A 25,095-nucleotide genomic window follows, 5' to 3' on the forward strand; every position below is an offset into this window, starting at 1 on the left:
GTCAGTATGAATCAGACATATAATCCCTATGACAATGTACTTGCGGTCGTAAAGCGGGCCGCTGCCATATTAGGTTACAAGGAAAGCGATTACGAGGCCGTCAATTATCCGGAAAGGGAGTTGAAAGTTGCGGTTCCGGTCGTGATGGACGACGGGACGGTCAAAGTGTTTGAAGGGTTCCGTGTGCAGCACTCCACCTCCAGAGGGCCGGCGAAAGGCGGTGTGCGGTTTCATCCCAATGTCAATCTGGACGAAGTCAAGGCGTTGGCCGCGTGGATGACCTTTAAATGCGCGGTGGTCAATATTCCCTACGGCGGAGCCAAGGGCGGCGTCATCTGCGACCCTTCCGAATTGTCCGACCGTGAAATCCGCGCGATCACCAGAAGATATACGGCGGCCATTGCTCCGCTCATCGGGCCGGAGCAGGACATTCCCGCCCCGGATGTCGGGACAAACGCGGACGTTATGGGATGGATGATGGACACCTACAGCATGCTGAAAGGCCACTGCGTGCAGAGCGTCGTGACCGGAAAACCGCTCGAACTGGGCGGGGCGCTGGGAAGACATGAGGCTACGGGGCGCGGCGTCATGTTTACGGTTAAAAACATTCTAAGCAAATTGAATCTTCCGGTGAAGGGGACGACGGTGGCCGTTCAGGGCATGGGCAATGTGGGAAGCGTCACCGCCAAGCTGTTGGACCGGGAAGGGATGAAAATTCTGGCGGTCAGCGATGTGTCCGGCGGAATCTATCGGGAAGACGGCCTGAATATTCCGGAAATCGAGGATTATCTGGCGAAGGATCGGAAAAATCTGTTGAAAGACTATCAGGGCGAAGGGGTAAGGCATATTGGAAACGATGAGTTGCTGACGTCCAAAGTGACATTGCTGATCCCCGCGGCTTTGGAGAATCAGATCAACGAATCGAACGTGGACCGCATCCAGGCCAGGGTGATCGTCGAAGCGGCCAACGGGCCCACGACGGCGGAAGCGGATAAGGTCCTGAACCAAAAGGGAGTTGTCCTGGTCCCGGATATTCTGGCCAACGCCGGCGGCGTGGTTGTATCGTATTTTGAATGGGTGCAGAATATTCAGTCGGTCAGTTGGACGGAAGAAGTTGTAAATGTAAAATTAAAAGCGATTATGGATACCGCATTCCAGGCGGTTTGGGATATCAAGCAGGAAAAGAATACAGATACCCGCACGGCGGCTTATCTAATCGCCGTCAAGCGGGTTGTGGAAGCCAAGAAAGCCAGGGGAATCTGGCCGTAAAAGTGACCGCGGAGAAAAAGGATGTGCCATAGTGGAAAGACTGGAAGAATCTCATGCCGCGCACTTTCGGCAGCTGCTGCAGTACTGCGTTCAGTCACATAAAATAGATCCTGATTTATATACGGAATACGATGTAAAAAGGGGGCTTCGCGATTCAAACGGGAATGGTGTTCTGACCGGCCTCACCAAAATTTCCGACGTAGTCGGGTACGATGTTGAAGACGGGAAAAAAGTCCCGGCCGCGGGCCGTTTGTACTATCAGGGATATGATATTCGCAATCTGGTGGAAGGCTTTATCGGACATCGTTTTTCCTTTGAAACATCTGTTTATCTTCTGCTTTTCGGAATTCTTCCAACGAAGGATCAGCTGCGGCCATTTGTCGCTATGCTCGCTGAGATGCACAGCATTTCCGGAAGCTTTTTGCGGGATGTCATTCTGAAGGCTTCCAATTCCAACATCATGAACGCCTTACAGAGATGTGTCCTGACTCTATATACCTATGATCGGGAGGCGGAGGACGTTTCGGTTTCCAACGTTTTGCGGCAGTCTTTGCAGCTGATCGCAAAGCTGCCCGCGATTGCCGTTTATTCCTACTATGCATACAAGCACTTTCGGAAGGACAACACGCTGCTGATACGGAATCCCAAAAAAGATTTTTCCATTGCTGAAAATATTTTGTGGATGCTCCGGGAAGACGGATGCTTTACACCTTTGGAGGCGGAGGCTTTGGACATCGCGCTGGTCCTGCACGCCGAACACGGGGGAGGGAACAATTCCACTTTCACCGATCATGTTGTCACTTCCTCCGGTACCGACACTTATTCCGCGATTGCGGCTTCCATCGGGTCGCTGAAAGGTCCGAAGCACGGCGGGGCAAATCTGAAAGTACAGGATATGTTTGAAGACATTATGGAAAATTGCGGCGATTGGGAAAATGAAGAAGAATTATCCGCTTATTTGACAAAAATACTGAATCAACAGGCATTTGACCGGAAAGGGCTGATTTACGGAATAGGGCACGCGGTTTATACGGAATCGGATCCGAGGGCCGTCATCCTGAAGGACCTGGCTGAAAAGCTGGCACGGGAAAAAGGGCTGCAGGAGGAATTCAAACTTTATGACCGGGTGGAAAGACTCTCGAAACCTCTGGTCGCGCAGCACCGTCGTTTGTTTAAACCGATCTGCGCGAACGTCGATTTTTACAGCGGATTGATTTACCGTATGCTGGGGATCCCCAAAGAGTTGTTCACTTCCATATTTGCCATTTCAAGACTTGCCGGATGGAGCGCGCACCGGCTGGAGGAATTGGTGAATCAGGGAAAGATTATACGCCCTGCGTATCAATACGTAGGATCACATAAAAACCTCGTTCGTTAAAGCAAAAAACATGGTGCGAATAAGCAGGAGCAACGCAGGCTCCTGCTTATTCGCGAACATTTTTGCTTTTATTCAAAATATTGATAGAACCCGTCTCAAAGGCAGCCTTTTCTTTTTGTTTTTACGGGGAAGCTTCATAAACGATTGTATTGATCAGCGCTTCTTCGCTCAATTATCATTTAATTGGAACGGATGCGGGAACGGTCCGTTTATCTGCCTGTCATAAATAATGTTTGCTGAACAGTCCTGGGAGCCTTGCTTGATTTTAAAAACTAAGCGAAGGAAAATGATTAAAGTTTGAATCAACCTGCGCTTATGAGGGGAGGTACTTTCAAACGAATCGAAGGCATTGCATGGGATTAAAAATGCTCGTTTAGCGAGTGGTATGTTCAGCAGGCGTTAAATATTAAGAAAAGGTGTGTGAAGAATGAAAAAGAAGCAACTGTCACTTCCTGCCTGGATTGGAATCGCAATGGGCGCGGGAATTATTTTGGGAGGAATTCTTTGGGCGGCCATGGGCGTTAAGGCCGCGGAAGCATTTACCACAAGCTACATAAAACCCTTCGGCACAATTTTTATCAATCTGCTGAAATTTGTCGTTGTTCCAATTGTCCTGCTGTCCATCATCGATGGGATTGTCTCCATGAAGGACATCAAGAAAGTGGGGTCCATCGGCTGGAAAACCATGGCTTATTTTCTGGCCACCACGGCGATTGCCTGCGTGATCGGGCTGGTAATCGCAAGCTTTTTCGAAGGCTTTTTCCCGGTTCTGAAGATGTCTGAGACCCAGGCATTCCATGCCGGAGATAAGACTTCCATTATGGATACGATTGTTGACATCTTCCCCAGTAATCTGTGGTTGTCTTTGTCCAGCGCCTCCATGCTGCAAGTCATTGTAATTGCCATTCTGTTCGGGGCGGGCATTCTGATGGTCGGTGAAAAGGGAAAGCTGGCAACGGATGTTGTTTCGTCCTTTTACGCGGTTATGATGAAAGTGATGATGTTCATCATCAGCATATCGCCCATCGGTGTTTTCTGCCTGATGACCTGGGTCGTTGCGAGCCAGGGCCCTCAGATTTTGGGGAGCCTTACCATCGTGCTTGCCGCAGCCTATCTCGGTTATATCCTGCACGCCGTCATTGTATACAGCATGTCGGTCAAGGCATTTGCCGGCATGAGTCCGATGAGATTCTTCCGAAGCATTATTCCGGCTGTTGTTTTCGCGTTCTCTTCATCCTCATCCATTGCGACACTGCCCATTTCAAAGCAATGCTGTGACAAGATGGACGTGGATCCGGAAATCTCATCGTTCGTCCTGCCTTTAGGCGCAACAATCAATATGGACGGCACTGCGATTTATCAATGCGTTGCCACCGTCTTTATCGCTTGCTGCGTGGGGGTCCATCTCTCCATGAGCCAAATGGTTCTGATTGTGGTCACCGCAACCCTGGCGTCCATCGGGACGGCCGGCACCACCGGCGCCGGCGTTATCATGCTGACCATGGTTCTGCAAGCGATCGGGATTGATCCCACCTACATTGGCCTGATCTTCGGCATTGACCGTCTGTTTGACATGGGCCGCACCACGGTGAATATTGTAGGGGATATTTCCTGCTCTGTCTGCGTGCACCACTGGGAGTCCGGCAAACTTGCCAGTAAGAAAGCCGCCGTTCAATAAAAATTCCGAATGGTGCGATGGAATGCCGGGAGCCTTGCTTTATCAATTCCGTAAAACAACAACGGCGGGAAGACCCTCTTTCCCGCCGCTATCCTATATTTATATCTTTTTTATCTCATGGGTTTGATCAGTAGCCGGATTAACTCTTTATTGACGCCATGAGTTCTGTTCGCTGCATGCTCAGGGATACCCTATGTCAAATGACAGCGATCGCCTCTACTTCACATAGAGCGCCGAGCGGGATCTCCTTCACCGCAACGCAGGAACGCGCCGGCTTTTCGGTAAAATATTTCCCGTAGACCCTGTTAAAAGCCGCAAAATTTTTCATATCGGAGAGAAAGCAAGTCGTTTTAACAACATTTCCGTAATCCATCCCTTGGCTGGCAAGGATTGCACCGATGTTTTTCATGACCTGTTCTGCCTGTTGTTCAACGCTGTCCGCGTCGATTTTCCCGGATGCCGGATTCACCGGCGTCTGCCCGGAAATGTACAGGGATTTTTCCGTTTTAATTGCCTGAGAGTAAGGGCCGATTGCGCCCGGAGCCTGACTTGTACTGACCTTCGCAAACATCATTTTCCACCAATCCTATCATTTTATTTTTGACTTGTAATATATGTTTCCAGTCCTCGAATGAGACGTTCTGAAACCTTTTTTATATTTTCCCTTGGGGTGGCCAGATTGATCCGGATGTGAGTGTCCTCCGTGCCCTCCTGATAAAACCAGTCTCCAAAATCGGGGGCAAGGTGACATTTGTCCATAACGAAATCCTTCAGTTCGGAATGGGGGACATAGCCGCCCAGATCGATCCAGCTCAGGTAAGTCCCCTCCAGAGGAGAGAACACAACTCTTGGGAATTTCTCCGTCACGGTCTCGCGCAGAAAATCGTAATTCCCTTCAATTTCTTCCAGAACCGCGGCCAGCCAGGCTCCTCCTCCTGCGTAAGCGGCCTCGGCCGCCGCATAACCGCAGCTGTTGCCATTTTTAATTCTCAGATAGAGCAGATAGTCGTCAAACCTTTCGCGTATTTCCCCGCTTGGAATGATAACGTAGGAATTCTGCAGGCCAGCCAGATTGAACGTCTTGCTCGGCGCGGTCAGTGTGACAAGCATATCGTCGTAACTTCCGACCGTTGCCGCTGGAATATGGATCGAACCATGAAACAGCAGGTCGTGATGGATTTCATCGGAAATGACGAAGACATGGTGCTTTCTGCAGATATCCAGGATCCTTTTCAGTTCTTCCGGCTTCCATACCCTGCATACCGGGTTATGAGGGCTGCAGAGTAAAAATATTCTTGCTCCGTTCTTGACGATATCTTTTTCAAACCGGTCGAAATCCGGCGTGTAATATCCGTTCTGATTGACGAGAGGCGTCGTTACCAATTTGCGCCCGGTATCGGTAGCCGCGTGCATAAAGGGATAATAGACCGGCGAAAACATGATGACCGCGTCACCGGGATTCGACATGATTTCCACGAACCAGTGAAGCCCGCAGACAACGCCGGGGGAGAAGCGGATCCACTCCTTTTTGATATCGTAATGATGACGATTTTTTTCCCATTGAATGAAGTTCGTGTAATAGGCTTCCGGAACCTTAAAATAGCCGAATGACCCCTGATCGACCAGACGATGCAGCGCGTCTTGGACGCAGGCCGGCGCTTTGAAATCCATGTCGGCGACCCAGAGCGGCAGCAGGTCGTCCCTGCCGAATTTTGAAATCATATCGTCCCATTTGCGGCTATGAGTGCCGCGACGGTCGGGGAAGCATCTGTCTTGGTATTCTTTACGCATTCCAATTCCTTCTTTTTTTGATTCATCCGTCTGTTTTTCACCGCCGGGCTGACCACTCCCGCACGACGGCATCCGCAACGGCATCCGCGACGGTTTTGTCAAAGGCGGAAGGGATAATGTATTCCGGACCGAGCTTGTCCTCGGGGATCAGGCCCGCAATCGCCTTCGCGGCGCAGTGTTTCATGGACTCCGTGATTTCCGCCGCGCGGGCTTTCAGCGCGCCCTTGAAGATGCCGGGAAAGACGAGGACGTTGTTGATCTGATTCGGGAAGTCGGAGCGGCCGGTGCCGATGACAAGGGCACCGCCCTTTTTGGCTTCGTCCGGCATGATCTCCGGCGTGGGGTTCGCCAGGGCGAAGACGATCGGTTTGTTCATGGTTGAAACCATCTCCGCCGTGACCAGATCGGGGCGGGAGACCCCGATGAAGACGTCCGCGCCGCGCAGGGCGTCTGCAAGGCTACCGGTGCATTTTTTGCGGTTCGTTACGGCGGCCATCTCTTGCTTGGTCGGATTTAGGTCTGCGCGGCCCTCGTAGATTGCGCCTTTGTGGTCGCACAGAATGACGTTGCCGAATCCCATGTCCAGCAGAAGGCTGCCGATCGCGATGCCGGCGGCGCCGGCGCCGTTGATGACGATCTTTGCTTCGCCCATTTTCTTGCCGGTCACCTTGAAGGCGTTGATCAGGGCGGCGGCGACGACAATGGCGGTGCCGTGCTGGTCGTCGTGGAAGACCGGAATATCACAGAGCTGTTTCAGCCTTTTTTCCACCTCAAAGCACCGGGGAGCGGCGATATCCTCCAGATTGATCCCGCCGAAGCTCTTGGAGATCAGGTGAATGGTATCGACCAGCTTGTCCGTGTCCTGCGTGTCGACGCAGATCGGGAAGGCGTCCACGTCCCCGAACTCCTTGAACAGGGCGCATTTTCCCTCCATGACCGGCATCGCCGCGGCTGGGCCGATGTTTCCCAGCCCGAGCACCGCCGAGCCGTCCGTAACGACGGCGATCAGGTTCCCCCTGCGCGTCAGATCCCACGATCTGCCGTAGTTCTTCGCAATTTCCCGGCACGGCTCCGCCACTCCCGGCGTATAGGCGAGGGAGAGGTCCTCCCGCGTCCGGATCGGGCAGCGGGACATCACCTCGATCTTTCCATTCCATTTTTCGTGCGCTTTTAAGGATTCGTCGTATATGTTCATTGTTTTAATTCCTTTCAGGTCATATCTTCGGGATGAAAGACTTCGTCAAACTTTTCTGCGGTGATGAATCCCAGCGAGACGGCCGCTTCCTTTAGCGACAGATTTTCCTGGAACGCTTTCTTCACCGTTTTCGCCGCGTTGTCGTAGCCGATATAGGGGTTCAGCGCGGTCGCCAGCATGAGAGAATGAGTGAGATTGTACCTCATTTTTTCTTTGTTCGCAGCGATGCCGCAGACGCAGTTTTTGCGGAAGGAGCGGATGCAGTCGCCGAGCAGGCGCACCGACTGCAGAAAATTGTAGATGCACACCGGCATGAACACGTTGAGCTGGAAATTGCCCTGGGAGGCTGCCATGCCGACCGCCGCGTCGTTGGCCATGACCTGGACCGCGACCATCGTCACCGCCTCGCACTGCGTCGGGTTGACCTTGCCGGGCATGATGGAGCTTCCCGGCTCATTCGCGGGAATCGAGATTTCGCCGAGCCCGCAGCGGGGCCCGCTCGCCAGCCAGCGCACGTCATTGGCGATTTTCATCAGGTCGGCCGCGAGCGCTTTCAATGCCCCGTGAGCAAAGACGAGTTCATCTTTGGCCGTCAGCGAGTGGAACTTGTTTTCCGCCGTGACGAATTCTTTTCCGGTCAGGCCGCTGACCTGCCGGGCAACCTCTTCGGCGAAGCCCTCGGGCGCGTTCAGGCCGGTCCCGACCGCCGTGCCGCCCAGGGCCAGCTCCTTCACCTGCGGGAGGGCGGCTTCGATCATCGAGAGAGATTTTTCCATCATGCCGCGCCATCCGCTGATTTCCTGCGAGAACCGGATCGGCGTCGCGTCCTGCAGGTGGGTTCTCCCCGTCGTGGCGACCCCCTCGTTTTCCCGCTCCAGCCGCCGGAATTCCGCGGTCAGCGCATGGATCTCCGGAATCAGCCGGTCCTCTATGGCGAGCGCCGCCGCGATGTGCATGGCGGTCGGGAAGGTGTCGTTGGAGCTCTGCGACATGTTTACATGGTCGTTGGGGTGAAGCAGCCTTTTGCCCGCCATTTGATTTCCGCAGTTTGCAATGACTTCGTTGACATTCATGTTCGACTGCGTGCCGCTGCCGGTCTGCCAGACGACCAGCGGGAATTCTTCGCTCAGCTCTCCCGCGGCGATCCGGTCGCAGACCCGGCAGATCAAATCGCACCGCTCGCCGTCCAGCTTGCCAAGCTGGCGGTTGGCAAGCGCCGCCGCTTTTTTCAGGATCCCGAACGCGCGGATGATCTCGTCCGGCATCCGCTCCGTCCCGATCCGGAAGTTCTGGAAGCTCCGCTGCGTCTGGGCTCCCCACAGACGGTCCGCGGGAACCTGTATTTCTCCCATCGAATCGTGTTCCGTCCTGTATTCCATGTTACATGAACCTCACTTTTTATTTCTTTTCACAAAATCTGTCCCGTACTAAGCGGGATAAAGGACGTCGATTCGGTTGAGCGCAGATGTTCTGAGGTCTTTGTAGATGCTGTTGCCTTTTGTGTCCATCCCGACGACCAGCGGACCGAATCGGCTCGCCTGCAGGTCCCACATGGCTTCCGGCATTCCAAGCTCAAACCACGTTACATCGTTGATCCGTTCAATCCCCTGCGCCAGCTTTGCGGCGCATCCCGGTGCCGCCTGCAGATAGACATACCCGTATTTCCGGCAGGCTTCCAGCGTGTCTTCGCCCATTCCGCCTTTTCCGATGACGGCCCTGACACCGATGGAACCGACCATCTCGGCATACGGTTCCATCCGGATGCTGGTGGTGGGCCCGATCACATTCAGTTTCCAGGTTCCATCTTTATTCTTTAAAACCACAGGACCTGCGTGAAAAAGCGCCGCACCCTCAAACGGTTTCGGGAGAGGCTTATTTTCTTTCAGCAGCCGTTTCATTCTCAGATGAGCCATGTCCCGCGCCGTGAAGATGTGCCCGGAGAGATAGACGACATCGCCTGTTTCCAATTTTCTCATATCAGCTTCGGACAACGGAGTCGTAAACGTATAGCTTTTCATTGATGCGGACCCTCCTTTACAAAATTTTTTCTGTTCTGCCGTCGTCGTAAATCCGAATTCCCGCCCGGCGCGCAACCCAGCAGTGGAAATTAATTGCGACCGGCGCGATCGCGGTGTGAGTATGCGCCCGTTCGATTTTGACCGCAAGGCAGCTGGTATCTCCGCCGATTCCCGCCGCGCCCAGTTTCAAGCTGTTGATCGCATCTTTCAGTTCCGCCTCCAGAGCGGCCAGTTCCGGATCGGGATTGACGTCATCCCAGCGGCGCACGCTGATCGCTTTGCGGCTCAGCTTGGCCGCGACGTCCATCTGGCCCCCGATTCCGATCCCGATCCCGTAAGGCGGGCAAGGCTTCCCCCCCGCGTTCAGGGCGGTTTCCAGAATAAAGCGCTTCAGTCCCGCAAGGTTTTCTCCGAGTTTGGCCGGCGTCATGATCTGCATCGCGTTGCCGAGCTCCGCGCCGCAGCCCTTAAAGCTCACGATAACGTCTATGTATTTTTGTTCCGGCACGTATTCATACTCAATATTCGGAACTCCTTTCCCCGTGTTGTCGCCGGAGTTCTTCCGGGTCAAAGGATCCACCATGCTGGGGCGAAGGTACCCTTTTGCCGTTGCATCCGCAATTGCTTCGGCAACTGCGCTTTTAATTGCCGGAGAGATATTTTCCTCTCCAAATGAAACATAAACCGTTGGGTAACCCGGCGACTGACACACGGCTTTGTCCATTTCTTTCGCAATTTTCAAGTTTTCCAGCATAGAACCCAACATACTTTTTGCCGTTTCGCTGTGCTCTTTTTCCAGCGCCGATTCCAACAGACCTTTTACATCTTCCGAGATTTCAGTGACGGCCCGAATAACCGTATGATAAATCTGTTGCCGGATCAAATTTTTATGTTCATCGATGGACATGAGCAGTCCCCCTATTCAAATAATTCGTTGATATCATTGAGACGGTCGAGATTCCGGATTTTCTCAAGTGATTTCACCGACTGTTCGTGCGACAAAATTCCATCTGTCAGGGAAGAAAACTTGCTTTCCGCCATATGCCAGTCGAACGGATTATTGAAATCTCCAATCGGATAGATAATCTCTTCGGCACATGTTGTCCCATCCTTCAGAGTGATTTCCAGCCTGTGTCCCCATTGGTTTCCGTCGTGTTCATATTTCGATTCCATCGTCGGATCCTCAACGACTTCAATGCTGTCCATGAGCTTCCTGATTTCCGGTTGATTGATTTTTTCTTCGCTGAAAACGGACTGACTGACGGTGTGGTATAAAATGGCGGCGGCAATGCAGTACTGAATGCTGAACTTGCAGGCATAGGCCGAGGCGGGGTGGGGGCGGTCGGCAGTCGATTTGGCGACGGAGTATGTTTTGTCCGTTATGTGTAAGATATTCTGCGGCGAAAGCTGATATAGCTTAGACAGCTTTTGAATACCGTAAATGGCCGAATGGATATGCCGGCAGCAGGCATATGGTTTTAACGAATTCGACAGGATCTTGTAATGCCCATCGCCCAGTCCGCGGACCAAAGTGTCCATGTCGTGCCGTGGGGCAATCGCGCGGATCAGCCCTCTTTCTCCTTCCAGTATTCTGGAAGCTCCCGTGATTCCGAGTTTTGCCAGCTCTGCCGAACGTATGCCGCAAAGCGCGGCGTTTGCCGTGTGAAGCGCCTTGCTCATTGCGCCGTCCTCAAGAAATTCCCACAATCCGGCGGATTGCGTTCCGGCGCTGCCAAACGAATTCAGAAATTCTGTGTGAGTCAGTCCCAGTAATTTCGCTGCGGCGGTACAGGATGAAAACGTGCCGACAACTGCGGTTGTATGCCAAAAGCGATAGGATGAGGGGTTGATTGCTTCTCCAATCCGAGCCCCGACCTCGTAACCGGCGGCAATGGCGGCAAGCACATCCTTTCCGGAGCTCTTTTCACGCTGGCCTATGGCAATGGCGGTCGGGATGGTCACCACGCCCAAATGAGTAATGGAGGAAGTGTGTACGTCATCCAGATCCAACAAATGTCCATGCGCCGCATTCAGGGCCGCCGCATCGTCACAGGAGAGCTTTTTCAAGTGTTTGTCCCAGACAGTCGCTTCTTTTCCGGAAGAGTTCCGTGTGAAATATTCCGTCCATTTCTTCCCTTGCTGTGTAACGCTGCCCGCAACTGCTACTCCCAAAATGTCCAGCAGGCACATTTTCGCCGCATCGACCGCTTCGTCAGGCAGGTCCTGATATGATAGGTCACAAGCGAAATCAGCTAATGCTTTTGTTGACATATTAATTGCAATAATCCTCCCATTTCAGTCCCAGAAAGGCGACCCGGTCTCCGGTGTTGATCGCGGGGTATGTGCGCACCGCGATGACATAGGCGTCGCAGGGAGCCGGGTATGGGACCGGACGGTCGTTGAAATAATGCAGTTCTCCAAGGGAATCGCCTTTATGGACAATGTCTCCCGGTTTCACATTCATGTCAAGGACACCGCCGTCGTCGATCCGAACGAATTTGCGCCGAAGGATTTTATATTGCCTTGACGTTTGCAGAACAGGCGAACCGTCCAGCATCCCAAGCGTTTTCATGACGTTTTTGATTCCCTGGACCGCGATACGGATCATCGCAGGATCCGCGATGCCGCCGTGGCCGATTTCGCCCATGAATGCCGGAATTCCGTCTTTGATGCAGGTGATGTCCAACGCCCCGCTGGTAACTCCGGGCAGTTCGCCGGACGCGTCCGAAAGATTTACGATACAGTTGGCCTGTACCCCGAACGCTTTTGCCAGTTCCACCGCCGTTCGATTCACTGTTGCGTCGGCGTCCGGCACCAGCTTGGCTACTGTGTAGGGGTGAGCGTCGTACATTTTTGAAATTGTATGAAAACTGATCAGATGGGTGGCCGCTTCCCTAACGCCGTCATAGATGATTTTCGCAAGCCGCTGGGTGATCATTCCTTCGGCATCTCCCGGGAACTGAGTGTCCATGTCCAAATCATCCAGAAATGAGACCTTGCGCTGATCTAAAAATGCCGCGAGATTGGCTACCGGGGTCGCAATGACGTTTCCTCTGACTTCCCGGGGGTTTAAATCCCGGATCAGCTGCCACGATGCGTAGGAGCCATTGATTTCATCGCCGTGAACTGCTCCGTTCAGCCAGAGGGTGGGTCCCTCCGCGCCTCCGCAAAGGACGATGACAGGCAGTTTGACAGACGCACGGTTGCAGAGAGTGGGGCCGTCGAGAGTGAAATAGGATTTCTCGCCCGGATGAAATTGTCTACCGAAAACTTTTAGCAAAACGATTCCTCCTATAAATAAATGGTGGGAGGAAGGCGGATAGTCAATCTCCCTCCCGTTGAAATTATGAAATTATGCCTTTCTCTTTATAATATTTTGTCGCGCCGGGGTGCATGGGAATCAGCTTGGAATCCAGTAAAGCGTTTTCTTTATTGAACTCTGCGGCGGACACGCTGACCAGCTTCAGATCATCCTGACTGCTTAAAACGACATCGAGAAAATCATATACAACCTGCGGGTCCAAGTCCGGACTCGCAACAATCGTATTCCGCGTGCCCAGCGTCACCACGTCGGAGTCTAGATTATAGGAATCTTTCGAAATCGTTGCCTCGTTAAAATAGGGGTATTTTTCGATAATGCTTTTTCGGACATCCTCGTCAAATCCCAGCATTCTGATTCCTTTTGTCAGGGCGAGATTTGAAATATCGGAATTCGGAACCGAAGTCACAAAGACTCCATAATCAAGTGTTCCGTCCGATACTTCGTCCGCAATATCCGAAAGGGACAGGGAAACCGTTTTTACGTCGTCTTCCGACATGCCGTTCATCTCCAACAGCATGGGCCAGTAAAACTGTTCCATGGTCCCTTTGCCAACTCCGCATTTTTTCCCTTTTAGATCCTTAAAATTTTTTATCTGCGAGTTTTTCAGGACGAACTGGTTGAACACTGTTTCATAGCCGCTCATCACAAAATTGATTTTTCCTTTTGTGTTCTTGTCAAATTCCCTTTCCCCGTTGTATGCGGCGTAAGCGGCGTCCGCCATGCAAACGCCCATCTGGCAGGTTTTCTGTACGATCATCTGCACATTCTGCGCGCTGCCGGTGGAAATTTCCGGACTGAAGATATAATTGGGATAACGTTTTTGAATGAGGCTGCCCATGCTGGAAATAACCGCGTAATTTGTGGAACCGCTGGGGCCTGTCCCAACGGAAAGGGCCATCTGGGGATGGTTTGTCTGGCTTCCGGCCTGTGCTGAAGCGTTTCCGGCGCTGGCTGACGAAACGGAAGGAGAAGAGCCGCTCCCGCAGGCCGTCGAGGACACAAGCAGTGCTAGGATTGCCGCAATTGCCACAAGTTTTTTCATTTTTTAATACATCCCTTTCTTATGAAAATGGTCATGGACTTTTCTTTTGGGGTGAGAATATCACTCTTTCACAGGAGCTGGCCTTGACTTTTGAGAGAGGAAAACGCGAAATACAATCAATAAGGCCAACAGGCCGAAGCCTAACAAATCCGTTAAAAGTCCGGAATCAATCAGCAAAAATGCCACGGCTATATATAGAAGACGTTCGACCCAGGAAATTTTCCATTTGACCGCGAATCCTTCCATGGCCGCCGACAGGCAGTAAACGCCGATCAGCGCCGTAAAAAGGCTGCGCAGAATGTTATACCATGCCCCGTACAGCATCAGGCTCGGATTATACACAAACATGAACGGGAGAATGAAACCGGAAATCGCGAGATGAAATGCGGTAAAGCCGCATTTATTGGGATTGCAGTGAGCAATGCCCGCCGCCGCATAGGCTGCCAGAGCCACGGGAGGCGTAATATTAGATATGATGCCGAAATAAAAGATAAAAAGATGTGCCGCCATCGGAAGGACCTGGAGCTTGATGAGCGCGGGGGCTACCAGGACGGCAAGCACCAGATAGGCCGCAGTGGTTGGAACCCCCATTCCCAGAATAATGGAAACCAGCATGGTGAGCACAAGCAGCAACAACTTTTGCCCATGAGCCAAATCAACCAAAATGCCGGAAAGGCGGAATCCCAACCCGGTTCCCATCACGACGCCGATCACGATCCCCACCGCCGCGCAGGCCACGGCGACCGGGATGGAACCGGATACCGAGTTTTTGACAATTCTCACCAGCTTTTCTTTTGTAAGGCGGGTGTCTGAGCTGAGAAGCGAGAGAAAAATGGTGAAAATCAAAGTGTAAATGCCTGCTTTGGTGATTGTAAAATTGAAAACGCCCAGAATGACCACCAAAAAGACAAGCGGCAGGAAAAGATACGATTTTTTCAGCATGCTGCTAAGTTTGGGTACGTCGGAAACATCCATCGACTTTAAATCTTTTCTTCTGGCATGAATATCCACCGTCATCAAAATCCCGCCGAAATAGAGAATTGCAGGGACTAGTGCCGCTTTTACAACGTCAAAGTAGGGAACATTCAGCATCTGAGCTACCAGGAACGCCGTGGTTCCCATAATGGGGGGCATGATTTGTCCTCCTGTGGAAGAAGCAGCTTCGACTGCTCCGGCATATTCCGGTTCAAAACCATTCTTTTTCATCAGCGGAATGGTAAAGGTGCCGGTCCCTACTACATTTGCAATCGCACTTCCATTGACGGAGCCAAACAAGCCGCTTGCGATTACCGCAATTTTTGCAGGGCCTCCTTTGAATCTTCCAAAAGCCGTTGTCGCCAAACCCGTGAAATAATCCCCGACGCCTGTTTCACCGAAAACGGCGCCAAGAATAATGAACAGCACGATATAGACGGCGGAGGCGTAAAGCGGGGAGCCAAAAATGCCATCCGTGCTTAGAACGATAAGATTGATGAAACGTCCCCCGGACATACCGGCATGGGCCAGGAACGCTGGAAAGTATCGGCCCCCAAACGCATAAACGACAAAGAGCAGGATAATAACCAGCAGGGATGGTCCCACAACCTTGCGGGAGGCCTCCAGCAAAACAACGATCAGCATGATCCCAAAAACAATGTCGGCCGGGAGGGTAATACCGGCCCGCAGATCGATTGTTTTGTCAATAAACAGTATGTAAGCAATGGAGGCGATCGACATGACGAGCAGCAGCAGGTTGAGCAAAGTGAGCCAAATACCCCGGCTTTTACTCATATTTCCCAGAAATAAAAGGGTTAAAATCAGTCCGAGATGAATCGCTTTTTGCCCGACCCCGGGAATCACACCAAACAACGCGGTGTATACTTGGAAACATACAAATACAGTGCCAAGCAGAAAGTAAAGTTTGTCGATAAAAATTTTGCTGGGGTTGCCGTTTCCATTAACTTCCAAATGGGCCCATCTCCTTTTCTGAATTTAAATTGATTATGCTTCGAAAGTCAGTCCCGTTTAGGATCAGACGTTCCAACTTTATTTAAAAATGCTATGATCTTATTCCATTAGTTTTTGGTTTTATCGTTTTTTTCTTATACGAATGAAAAAAGATTCTAGCAATATTATAAATAATCACTAAATTCATTTACTTTTCAATAAAATTATAGTATGATATCTCTTGATTTACAAATATCAAATAGCTATTCTCTGTATAGCATTGTGCTATAATATTTTGTTTGATTATATTTGAACGTTGAAGGATGTGAAGATGTGCTGAGAGAGCTTGAATATGTGATCGCTGTTGTGGAAAACGGCAGTGTTTCAAAGGCTGCGGAATCCCTTTTCATCTCACAGCCCTCTTTAAGCCGATACCTGAAAGACCTTGAAGACAATATTGGAGTACAGCTTTTCCGCCGGGTTCACAATCGCCTTGTGCTCACCTATGCGGGTGAGCGCTATGTCGCCGTTGGAAAAAACATCCTTCGGCTTTATAATGAACTGGAAACCGAGTTACAGAATATCAACGAAGCGGTGACCGGACGGCTGCGCATTGGAATCGCTTCTTTGCGAATGTCTTATATTATGCCGGGAATCCTGAAGAACTACATTACCAAGTATCCTCTGGTGGAGGTACAAATGTTTGAGAACCCGACAAAAGAACTGGAAGAAATGTTGATTTCCGACAAGATTGACATTGCCATTATCAATGGAAACGAATGTAATGCTCAAATCACATATCAGCCATTTTTTACGGAGGAAATTTTACTTGCTGTGCCTTACAACCATCCGCTGGCCCAAAAGGGGGCTTCAAAAGATTCATGCCAATATCCCTGGATGGATTTAAGACTTACTCAGTATCAGCCATTTATCATCCTTAGTGACCATCAACGCCTGTACGATATTTCCATGCAGATTTTTGAAAAATATAATATACATCCCAAAACCGCCCTGTGCACAAAGAGTGCAGAATCGGCTTTCCGTTTGGTGGAAGCAGGGATAGGCCTTACTTTTGTTCCGGAGACTTTCACCCGTTTCAGCCTCACGGATAAACCGCCGGCACTGTTTTCCATCGGGGAACCCTGTATCCAATGGAAACTCTGCGCCGCATGGAAAACAGAGGGACTCCTTACCCCGACAGCTAAAAAGCTGATTCAGATTATAAAAAATATGTATTTATAGCGATTTCAAATAAAAGTTGGATGACAGAATATAATCTCCCCCGCCGAGGGCAGGAGAGATCACGAAATCCGTTTCACATTTTATTGAACCATGATGTTGTGAAAGTCAGATGCTTTTATCCAAATGAATTGGGATGAGACGCCGCTTTCTCCTCAATCCGTTTCGCGGAGCCTGTCAATAAGGCTGTCGCGGCTGAGAGACCGATAAACCAGCCCCGGTGTTATTGCGCACACGGTTAATACTACCGCGATGGCGGCGAGCATCTGAACGGTGGGAAAGGTAAAAACGGCGTAATCCGCCTGCTGCCGGAACAGCGTAAAAATCCAACAGGTAAAGGCACTGCCCAAGGTGCCGACCGACAGCACCGTTAACGCGCCATACGCCAGTCCCTCCGTCATCAGCATCCGCCGCATCTGCCGCTTGGTCATGCCGATGCTTTCCAGCATGGCAAGTTCCCTCTTTCGGGTCATAACGCCTGTAACCATTACATTGATAAAATTCAAAATGCCGATGAGAGCCAGAATGAGGGCGATCCCGCCTCCCAGGATATACAGCATCAGCTTGGCGTCCGTCATCGCTTCCTGCTGTTCCAGCTTGGATATCCTGGTGATCTCATGGTCGCCGCCGGTCAGGGATTTGATCTTTTCAAGCGCCTGTTCTTCCATCCCATCCTCGGTATCCAGATTCACTTTATAGATTTTAGGATCGGACGCAAGAGAACGAAGCGCTTCCTCGGACACATAAATATTGGGGGCCATGCCGCCGCCTGCGTACTGGAATCCAAGCGGAACAAAGCCGCCGAGGGTAAAACGCTTTCCGGTGCCGGAAGATTGGACGGACACGTCCATCGTATCCACATCGCGGTAAAGCTCCGGGCTGTCTGTTCCGATCAGGGCGATGTCGCCGCGCTCAAAGGCGTCGATATCAATCGCCGTATCGCCGCTTTGATTGAATTCCTCTATATAGCGGTTGTCCAGGCCGATGATATATCCCCAGAAGTTATCTTTTATCTGCTGATCCGTCAGTTTTTCCTCCACGCCGAATTTCTTGCAGAACCAGTCCATGTGCTTTGAGAATTCCGCCGGGTCATAGGCCATGCTCATCTTTTCCATGCTGGTGGTGCGCAAATTGGTGATTCCGTCTATTTTTTCCAGGTCCGCAAGGAATGCGGCGTCAAATTTCTGTTTCGCAGCGTTCCCGGAGGCCACCGCCACAGCGTCCAGCGTGTCGTTCTCCAGAACGAAATCATTTTGAACGTATGACGCGACATAATGGTCCGTATCCATGCTGGAAATCAGGGTTGTGACCGTCATGAACGCAGTGATTCCCCAAAAGAGGGACAGGAGTACGATTGCCGCGCGTTTGCGGTCGCGGAATAGGTTGCGCCACGCCATCCGGGAGGGGTTTCCGCCGCCCGTTCCGCGCTTTCGTTTCCTGCCGGCACGCGCGCCCGTGTAGCGCAGAGCCTCCGCCGGAGAGATTTTCGCCGCGGTTCCGGCCGGTTTGGCCGCCCCCAGCAGTGTCGTAACCAGCGCAAAGAATGCCGCGCCGATAAAGATGATGGGATGGAAGGAAACTGTGGCGCCCGTTTCAAGGTTGGACAGACTCAGCGCCATGGGGACGGCGGCGAAAGATAGGAATGCTCCCAGGGCAAGCCCGATGGGAATTCCGATTGCAGCCAGTAAAAGCGCCTGTTTGGATACAATTTTCCGCAGCTGTCGCGGAGAGGTGCCGATTGTTTTCAGAAGCCCATAGAACCGGATATCCTTTGAAACGGAAATATAGAAGACGTTGTAGATCAGCAGGTAGCCGGTGAACATTAAAAACAGAATCACCGCCGCGAAGGCAAATGTTGTTGTGGACCCGTCCGTGCCGGTGGATTCGTACATCGGAACGGTTTTTATCTTTTGATTTCCCGTAAGAGATAAATCCTGTTTTAGCCGCCCGTTGCACTGGTCGATGTTCTTGCCGTCCCGGTAAGCGATCGAAACGGCTCCGTCCTTTTCGACGGTGTGCCCGCTCTGCTCCGCGAATTCCTTTGAAACGAAGATAGAGCCAATGTTCCCCGTGCGGATATAAGAATAGTCCTGGCAATAGCCCGACAGCACAAAGGTTTCCGTTTGGGAGACGCTTCTTTCATCCCCGAAATAGAATGTAAGTGGAATCTCCATCCCGATCTGCGGATTGTCAATCCCCATATTCCGGAGAATCCACATCGGAACCATGATCCCATTCGCCTTCTCCGGATAGCTTCCCACAACGCCGGCGCAGGCGGGCCTGCGGAACGCTTCCCATTCCGCCTGATCGTACCAATGCAGGGAGACGGTCATATCTTTCATTTCAGATGCTATTTTTAGCTCTCCGACATTATATTGAAGTCCAACGGCTTTGACGTAAGGCAGTTCCCTCAGTTTTTCCACCTGGTCCTCCGTCGGATAGGTAACCGCAACCTGCGCCGTCGTGCCCATTAAGCGTATCTGCTGCATTTTCATGGATTTCAGATAGCTTATACCGATGCTGAATACGGAAGAAATCAGCAGGGTGGTCAGCGCAATGGCCGCTATGACGGTTCCGTTTCGGGAGCGGTTGGCTGCCAGCGTGCGCCGGGTGAGATTTTTCACCGCGTTGTTTTTCTTCATCGAAATTGCCTCCTACGCCACAATTCTGCCGTCTTCGATACGGATGATCCGGCCCGCAAGCCGGGCAATCTCCTGATTATGGGTGATCATCACGATGGTCTGGCCGAATTTTTCACTGGTGGATTTCAGGAGTGCCATGACGTCCCGGCTGGTCCCGCTGTCCAGATTTCCGGTGGGTTCGTCGGCCAGAATGACGGCGGGTTTGGCCGCCAGCGCCCTGGCGATTGCAACGCGCTGCTGCTGGCCGCCTGACAAATTGCTGGGAAGATTCTCAAGCTTTTCTGAAAGGCCGAGCATCCTTACGGCCTCGGTTATAAATTCCCGATCCGGGGTTTTGCCGTCCAGCTCGACCGGCAGCGTGATATTTTCGTAGACATTGAGCACGGGAATCAGATTGTAGTTCTGAAAAATAAAGCCGACGTTTCTGCGCCGAAATACGGCAAGCGCCTCGTCGTTCATTTTTGACAGCTCGCTGCCGCCCACCTCCACGCTGCCGGCGGTTGGAGTATCGAGGCCGCCAAGCAGATGCAGCAGCGTCGATTTTCCGCTGCCGGAGGTCCCCACGACCGCCACAAATTCACCGCTTGAGACAGAGAGGTCAATCCCGTCCAAAGCCTTTACAAGATTCGGCTCGGCCCCGTAGTATTTTCTCAGGCCGCTTGCCCGCACGATGACCTTGTTTTTCTCAGATAACATAAAAAAACACTCTCCTTATTTTTTGTACAAGGAGAGTGTAGAACATAAATTTCTACTTTTTTTCAACTTTTACCTGAAATTTTATTTTGCCAAAAAACCGGCTGTCGCCACAGCGCCGCCGTTTCGCGAATTGCGGATCGCGACCGCTCCTCCGTGTTTTTCGCACAGCGTCTTACAGATATACAGGCCGAGCCCGAAGTGGAGCTGGTCGGCATCGGATTTTCGTTTGTAATAGGGCCTCAGGGCCATTTGCAAATCTTCTTCTGAAAAACCCTGCCCGTCGTCGGCAATACCGACGCAAAACGTTTCCCCCTCGCACTGAAGGCGAACGCGAACGGTGTCTCTGGCGTACCTTATGGCGTTGGAAATCAAATTTTCGTAAACGCGCATCACGATAGAAGGATCCAGCGTCATGTGCGATTGCTTGATTTCATTGGTGAAATCAAGCGTCAGTCCGGAATCTTTCACCAACAGTGCCGCGGCGGACTGAAGCTGTTCGGCCAAAGCGCCGATTTCCACATCCTGCAAATGGGCCGTGACATCTTCCAGCTTTTGGATTTCTCCCATCTGGCGGACATAGTTTTCCAGACGGGCGATATGCCCGGACATAGTGGATATTGTGGACAGCAGTTTCTCTTCGGTGACCTTTCCTTGGGGAAGATAATTTTTCAAAAAGTCGGTGTACCCGCGCAATACCGTAAGCGGCGTCCTCAGGTCATGGGAAAAGGCGGCGTTGAGCCGTTTTCGCTCCTCCACGGCGCGCCACATCGCGAGATTGTTTTCCCTCAGCGCCTCCCGCATGGTTTCGAAAGAGGTGCAAAGCTGTCCCATTTCATCCCTGCTGTCATAGGACAGATGAAAATCCAAGTCGTTGGAGGCGATTTTGCCGGAGGCTTTATCCAACAGCTCAATAGGCTTTTTTAATTTGTTACGATAAAAAAACAACGCCGCCATAACGATGCAGAATCCGAAAAATAAAGGAACTGAGCCGATTTGGACGGCATTACAGACCGTGATGATCTCCTGATCTTTCGGCGTGTATTCGGGAGGAGGTGAAAAAATCACGACGCTGCCCGTCCTGTTGCTCACCGTATATTTGTTATCTGTATCTGCGTACGAAAAATTGATTCGGTTCTTTACAGAGTCCGCCAAGTTAATGCTGACTGAACTCAGCGCTGTAGCCAGCAATAAAAAAAGAAGCATGTACAGCATAAAGGACTTTTTGAGCGACAGATTGTAAAACGCTTTTTTTAATCGATCCATTTGTAACCGATGCCCCAAACCGTTTCAATATATTTTTTATCGCTGACTGCCGACAGCTTTGCCCGGATTCTCCGGACATGCTCTGCGACAACGCTGCTGTCGCCCTTGCTGTCCCAGCCCCAAACCCGTTCGTAGATGCGTTCTTTATCAAAGACCTGACCGCTGTTCAAAGAAAAAAGTTCAATCATATCAAATTCCTTTTTGGCAAACGGAACCTGCTCGTTTCGGCAATATACGGCCCTCGAACCGTAATCGATCACAAGATCCCCTGCGAATTTCTTTTTGGAAGCCCCGCGCATCCTTTTCTCGCGGCGGAGGTGGGCCGATACCCGCGCGCCGAGTTCGTCGATGGAAAACGGCTTCACGATATAATCGTCGCCCCCCGCGCCAAAGCCGCTGACCTTGTCGGCGTCCTCAATTTTGGCAGTCAGGAACAGGATAGGGCAGGAAACGAAGCTTCGTATTTTCGTACAGACCTGTAGTCCGTCTATATCCGGCAGGTTGATATCAAGCAAAATCAGATCGGGAAGTTTTTCGACTTGCTTTAACGCTTCCGAACCGTTGTAGGCCGTAAGGACTTCATAGCCGTTGATTTCAAAATAATCTCTGAGCAGTTCAACGATGTCTGTCTCATCGTCGACGACTAATATCTTGCAGGGCATCAGAAACACCTCCGTTCTAAATATTATATCGCATAATTTTCTACTTTTTATCAACTCTTGAAAGGTGCGGTCAAAATTTCGCATTTTCCGCATTCCGGGCCCCAGGTCCCGCACGGCCGGAAACTGCCCGGTCGCGGTGCGGAAATCTGCCCCCGCACTGAAAAGGGAATCCATCCGGCGTGTTGAGCGCCGGATGGATTCCTTGACAATTCGATTTTCCGCCGTAAGAGCGGGGAATCGTTTAAGGTCTCAGCCGGCCGCCGCTCCTTCCCTTGGCCCGCCGGTTACAGGACGGTAAAGAACCCGCCGTCGATGTTGAGATCCACGCCGTTGATGTAATCCGAAGCCCTGGAAGCCAGAAATACCATGGCGCCCATCAAGTCGTCAAGCTCCCCCCATCGCCCGGCGGCGATCCGGTTCGTGATTTTGTTGTAGAACGCGGGGTCCTTGCGAAGCTCCGCATTGACTTCGGTCGCGAGAAAGCCAGGACAAATCGCGTTGGTCTGGATGTTGTAAGGCCCCAGCTCGTTGGCAAAATTGCGCGTGATGCCGAGCACCCCGGTTTTTGCGGCCGTGTACGGCGGGCATTTCCGGTCGGAGGTATAGGACAGGGCGGAGCCGATGTTGATGATTTTGCCGCCTCCCTGTGCCTTCATGACTTTGGCCGCTTCCTTGGACAGGAAATACACCGCGTTGAAATCGAGGTCGATGCACCTGTTCCAGTATTCCTCGGGATAGTCGTCAAAATTGGCGAAAAAGCTGACGCCGGCGTTGTTTACCAGAATATCCAAACGGCCGTACTCCCGGACGCATTCGTCCACGCAGGCCTTTCGATAGTTCCGGTCCGTCAGGTCGCCGCGCAGAAAATGGATTTTGTGTCCTTCTTTCTCGACTAGCTGTTGGATTTCCCCGATCTCCTCCGTGAAATGGGGGATGAACAGATCCGCGCCGGCCTTGGCAAATGCAACGGCATAGCCCATCCCAAGTCCCTGGTTGGCGCCGGTAACCATCGCGACCCTGCCCTTGAGGCTGAACCAGTCCATGCTAAAACGCTCAAAAGGAACAGACATGACAGATTCCCCTTTCCAGATTCCGTTTTGTCCGCAGGATTACCTGCCCAGCATTTTTTTCAAAACAGCGGATATTCCGTCGCGGTCCATGCCGTAATGATGGTAGATCGCGTCCACGGAGCCCAGCACGGCGAATTCGTCCGGCATGCCGATGCGTTTAAACTTACCCCGGTAGCCGGTTTCACACAGCACTTCCGCAACGGCGCCGCCCAACCCGCCATTGATGGAGTGATCCTCCACCGTGACAATATTGCCGGTTTTTTCGGCCGCTCTCACGACGGCGTCGGCGTCCAGAGGCTTGACGGTATGCATATCCAGCACGCCGATGCTCAGCCCGCATTCCTTTTCCAGTGCCCTGGACGCCATCAGGCATTCATAGAGGTTCGAGCCGCAGGAGATGATGTAGGCGTCCGTCCCTTCCAGCGTTTCGATTGCTTTGCCGATCTCCAGCTCGTAGTCCCCGGCGTAAACATCCGGCGAACCGGCGCGGTCGATGCGGATGACCATGGGGCCGACGAAATCCATCGATTTGCGCACGAATTTGCAGCACTGATTGGCATCGGCGGGCACCACGACGGTAAGGTGGGGGATGGCGCGGTAAAGAGCCAGGTCGGCAATATCGTTGTGGGTCGGCCCTCCGCCGGCGGTGACGCCGGAATGGGTGCCGATCAGGCGGACGTTCACGTCGTTATAAGCAATGTCCGTGTGGATCTGGTCCGCTGCGCGCAGGGGCAGAAACGGACCGAACACCTGCGAAAACACAACGCAGCCCGAAAGGGCCAGACCGGCGGAGGCCCCCACCTGATCCGCCTCGGCAATGCCGAAATTGAAGCACCGTTCGGGGAATTCTTTCAGCAGCTTGCCCGCGGAGGAGGAGGGAGCCACGTTGTCGCTGTAAGTAAACACGAAATCCTTGCCTTCCTTAGCCATTTTGTACAATTCCTCGCCGTAGGCCTCGCGGGCGTTGGAAAGCATCATGTCAAAGTCATAGGTAGTCTTTGTCGCCATTTCGATCACGCCTTTCTCATTTTCGCCACATCGGCGAGCGCGATTTTCAGGTCTTCCTTGCCGATGCCGCCGCCGTGCCATTTGTGGTTGCCTTCCATAAAGCTGACGCCTTTGCCCTTGACGGTGTTGCTGATGATAAAGGTCGGTTTTTCACGCGTGCGGCAATCGCGTTCCGGCAATTGGTCCAGCGCGGCGCATACCTGCGCCATATTGTTTCCGTCTTCGATTTCGATCACATTCCAGCCGAACGCCCGGACTTTGTCGGCTACGGGGTCGATGTTCATGATCTCGCGGGTCTTGCCGGTCATCTGGAGCTGGTTTTTGTCCAGAATGCAGGTCAGATTGTTCAGCCTGTAATGGGCGCCGGACATGAGCGCTTCCCAGTTCGTTCCTTCGTCGAATTCACCGTCGCCGATCATGCAGATCACGCGGTAGTTTTCCCCGCGGTAGCGCGCGCCCAGCGCGTAGCCGACGGAAACAGGCAGCCCATGGCCGAGAGAACCCGCGGAAACCTCGATCTGCGGGCATCTTTTCCGGTTGGAATGCATGCCGAACAGGTAGGTCTCCAAGCTCTCGAAATGCTCCACCATAAAATCCTGGGTATAAGCGCCCTGATCGGAAAAAATGGTGTACAGGGTCTCGGAGCAGTGGCCTTTGGAAAGAATAAAGCGGTCGCGCCCCTCCTTATGCGGGTCCATCACGTCGAAGTTCAGGTATTTGTAATACAGGGCGACCGCCATCTCCACGATGGAAAGTTCGCCGCCAAGGTGTCCCATGCCGATCCGGTAGATAAAATTCAGCAGATTGGAACGAATGTCTACGCACTTGTCTTCCAGCTCCGCAATTGTCGTAAGTTTCGGTTCATTCATCGATTACGTCATCCTTTCCTGTTCAGC

Annotated in this window: 21 protein-coding genes; 4 read left to right on the forward strand and 17 right to left on the reverse strand. The window is 52.1% G+C overall.

Translation table 11 applies throughout. The annotated features are described in order from the left end of the window. The first annotated feature begins 6 nt into the window (after positions 1-6). From VA597_RS07715 to VA597_RS07725, 3 genes are all read left to right on the forward strand, one after another. Entirely contained in the window at positions 7-1,269 is a 1,263-nt protein-coding gene (locus tag VA597_RS07715; protein WP_128742186.1) for a Glu/Leu/Phe/Val family dehydrogenase, read from the forward strand. 28 nt (positions 1,270-1,297) lie between these two features. Beyond that, positions 1,298-2,647: a citrate/2-methylcitrate synthase gene (locus tag VA597_RS07720; protein WP_442861490.1), complete on the forward strand. Its 1,350-nt coding sequence runs from the start codon at positions 1,298-1,300 to the stop codon at positions 2,645-2,647. A gap of 427 nt (positions 2,648-3,074) precedes the next feature. Beyond that, entirely contained in the window at positions 3,075-4,325 is a 1,251-nt protein-coding gene (locus tag VA597_RS07725) for a dicarboxylate/amino acid:cation symporter (protein ID WP_128742188.1), read from the forward strand. A gap of 196 nt (positions 4,326-4,521) precedes the next feature. Here VA597_RS07725 and VA597_RS07730 read toward each other — a convergent pair whose 3' ends face one another. The 10 genes from VA597_RS07730 to VA597_RS07775 all read right to left on the reverse strand — a co-directional run bounded on the left by VA597_RS07730 (position 4,522) and on the right by VA597_RS07775 (position 15,640). Beyond that, positions 4,522-4,896, reverse strand: a complete 375-nt coding sequence (locus tag VA597_RS07730; protein WP_164919124.1) for a Rid family detoxifying hydrolase — start codon at positions 4,894-4,896, stop codon at positions 4,522-4,524. Positions 4,897-4,919: 23 nt separating this feature from the next. Further along, on the reverse strand, positions 4,920-6,116 hold the full coding sequence (locus VA597_RS07735) for a MalY/PatB family protein (protein ID WP_128742190.1): 1,197 nt from the start codon (positions 6,114-6,116) through the stop codon (positions 4,920-4,922). Positions 6,117-6,153: 37 nt separating this feature from the next. Continuing rightward, positions 6,154-7,311, reverse strand: a complete 1,158-nt coding sequence (locus VA597_RS07740; protein WP_326975620.1) for an NAD(P)-dependent malic enzyme — start codon at positions 7,309-7,311, stop codon at positions 6,154-6,156. Between the two features lie 14 nt (positions 7,312-7,325). Further along, positions 7,326-8,690 carry a class II fumarate hydratase gene (gene fumC, locus VA597_RS07745; protein ID WP_326975622.1) on the reverse strand — a complete coding sequence of 455 codons (1,365 nt, stop codon included), beginning with the start codon at positions 8,688-8,690 and terminating at the stop codon, positions 7,326-7,328. A 48-nt stretch (positions 8,691-8,738) separates the two neighbouring features. Further along, positions 8,739-9,329 (reverse strand): FumA C-terminus/TtdB family hydratase beta subunit, encoded by a 591-nt coding sequence (locus VA597_RS07750; protein WP_326975623.1) that lies wholly within the window; start codon positions 9,327-9,329, stop codon positions 8,739-8,741. Between the two features lie 16 nt (positions 9,330-9,345). Continuing rightward, positions 9,346-10,236 carry a fumarate hydratase gene (locus tag VA597_RS07755; RefSeq protein ID WP_128742193.1) on the reverse strand — a complete coding sequence of 297 codons (891 nt, stop codon included), beginning with the start codon at positions 10,234-10,236 and terminating at the stop codon, positions 9,346-9,348. Between the two features lie 11 nt (positions 10,237-10,247). After that, a complete protein-coding gene (locus tag VA597_RS07760; protein WP_326975624.1) occupies positions 10,248-11,600 on the reverse strand; it encodes an MmgE/PrpD family protein in 1,353 nt (450 codons plus the stop codon). A gap of 1 nt (position 11,601) precedes the next feature. Further along, a complete protein-coding gene (locus VA597_RS07765) occupies positions 11,602-12,609 on the reverse strand; it encodes a M14 family metallopeptidase (protein ID WP_164918990.1) in 1,008 nt (335 codons plus the stop codon). 64 nt (positions 12,610-12,673) lie between these two features. After that, on the reverse strand, positions 12,674-13,693 hold the full coding sequence (locus VA597_RS07770; protein WP_128742196.1) for a TAXI family TRAP transporter solute-binding subunit: 1,020 nt from the start codon (positions 13,691-13,693) through the stop codon (positions 12,674-12,676). A gap of 60 nt (positions 13,694-13,753) precedes the next feature. After that, on the reverse strand, positions 13,754-15,640 hold the full coding sequence (locus VA597_RS07775; RefSeq protein ID WP_243112678.1) for a TRAP transporter permease: 1,887 nt from the start codon (positions 15,638-15,640) through the stop codon (positions 13,754-13,756). Between the two features lie 312 nt (positions 15,641-15,952). Here VA597_RS07775 and VA597_RS07780 point away from each other — a divergent pair, with 312 nt between their 5' ends. Next, positions 15,953-16,861, forward strand: coding sequence for a LysR family transcriptional regulator (locus VA597_RS07780; RefSeq protein ID WP_164918991.1), 909 nt, complete (start codon positions 15,953-15,955; stop codon positions 16,859-16,861). Between the two features lie 152 nt (positions 16,862-17,013). Here the strand turns inward: VA597_RS07780 and VA597_RS07785 are convergent, their stop codons facing one another. The 7 genes from VA597_RS07785 to VA597_RS07815 form a co-directional block, all read right to left on the reverse strand. After that, positions 17,014-19,500, reverse strand: a complete 2,487-nt coding sequence (locus tag VA597_RS07785) for an ABC transporter permease (RefSeq protein WP_128742198.1) — start codon at positions 19,498-19,500, stop codon at positions 17,014-17,016. Positions 19,501-19,512: 12 nt separating this feature from the next. After that, a complete protein-coding gene (locus tag VA597_RS07790; protein ID WP_128742199.1) occupies positions 19,513-20,196 on the reverse strand; it encodes an ABC transporter ATP-binding protein in 684 nt (227 codons plus the stop codon). Between the two features lie 81 nt (positions 20,197-20,277). Next, on the reverse strand, positions 20,278-21,459 hold the full coding sequence (locus VA597_RS07795; RefSeq protein ID WP_128742200.1) for a HAMP domain-containing sensor histidine kinase: 1,182 nt from the start codon (positions 21,457-21,459) through the stop codon (positions 20,278-20,280). After that, positions 21,447-22,121, reverse strand: a complete 675-nt coding sequence (locus VA597_RS07800) for a response regulator transcription factor (RefSeq protein ID WP_128742201.1) — start codon at positions 22,119-22,121, stop codon at positions 21,447-21,449. Before VA597_RS07800 ends, VA597_RS07795 begins: the two co-directional genes overlap by 13 nt. Before the next feature lie 284 nt (positions 22,122-22,405). Then, complete coding sequence (locus VA597_RS07805) at positions 22,406-23,191, reverse strand: SDR family oxidoreductase (protein ID WP_128742202.1); 786 nt, start codon at positions 23,189-23,191, stop codon at positions 22,406-22,408. Positions 23,192-23,230: 39 nt separating this feature from the next. Then, the gene (locus VA597_RS07810) at positions 23,231-24,199 is read right to left on the reverse strand and encodes a transketolase family protein (protein ID WP_128742203.1); all 969 of its coding nucleotides are present in this window, start codon (positions 24,197-24,199) and stop codon (positions 23,231-23,233) included. 5 nt (positions 24,200-24,204) lie between these two features. Next, positions 24,205-25,068, reverse strand: coding sequence for a transketolase (locus VA597_RS07815; protein WP_128742204.1), 864 nt, complete (start codon positions 25,066-25,068; stop codon positions 24,205-24,207). Positions 25,069-25,095: the final 27 nt, after the last annotated feature.

The sequence above is a fragment of the Caproicibacter sp. BJN0012 genome, assembly GCF_035986805.1.
Classification (GTDB): Bacteria; Bacillota; Clostridia; order Oscillospirales; family Acutalibacteraceae; genus Caproicibacter.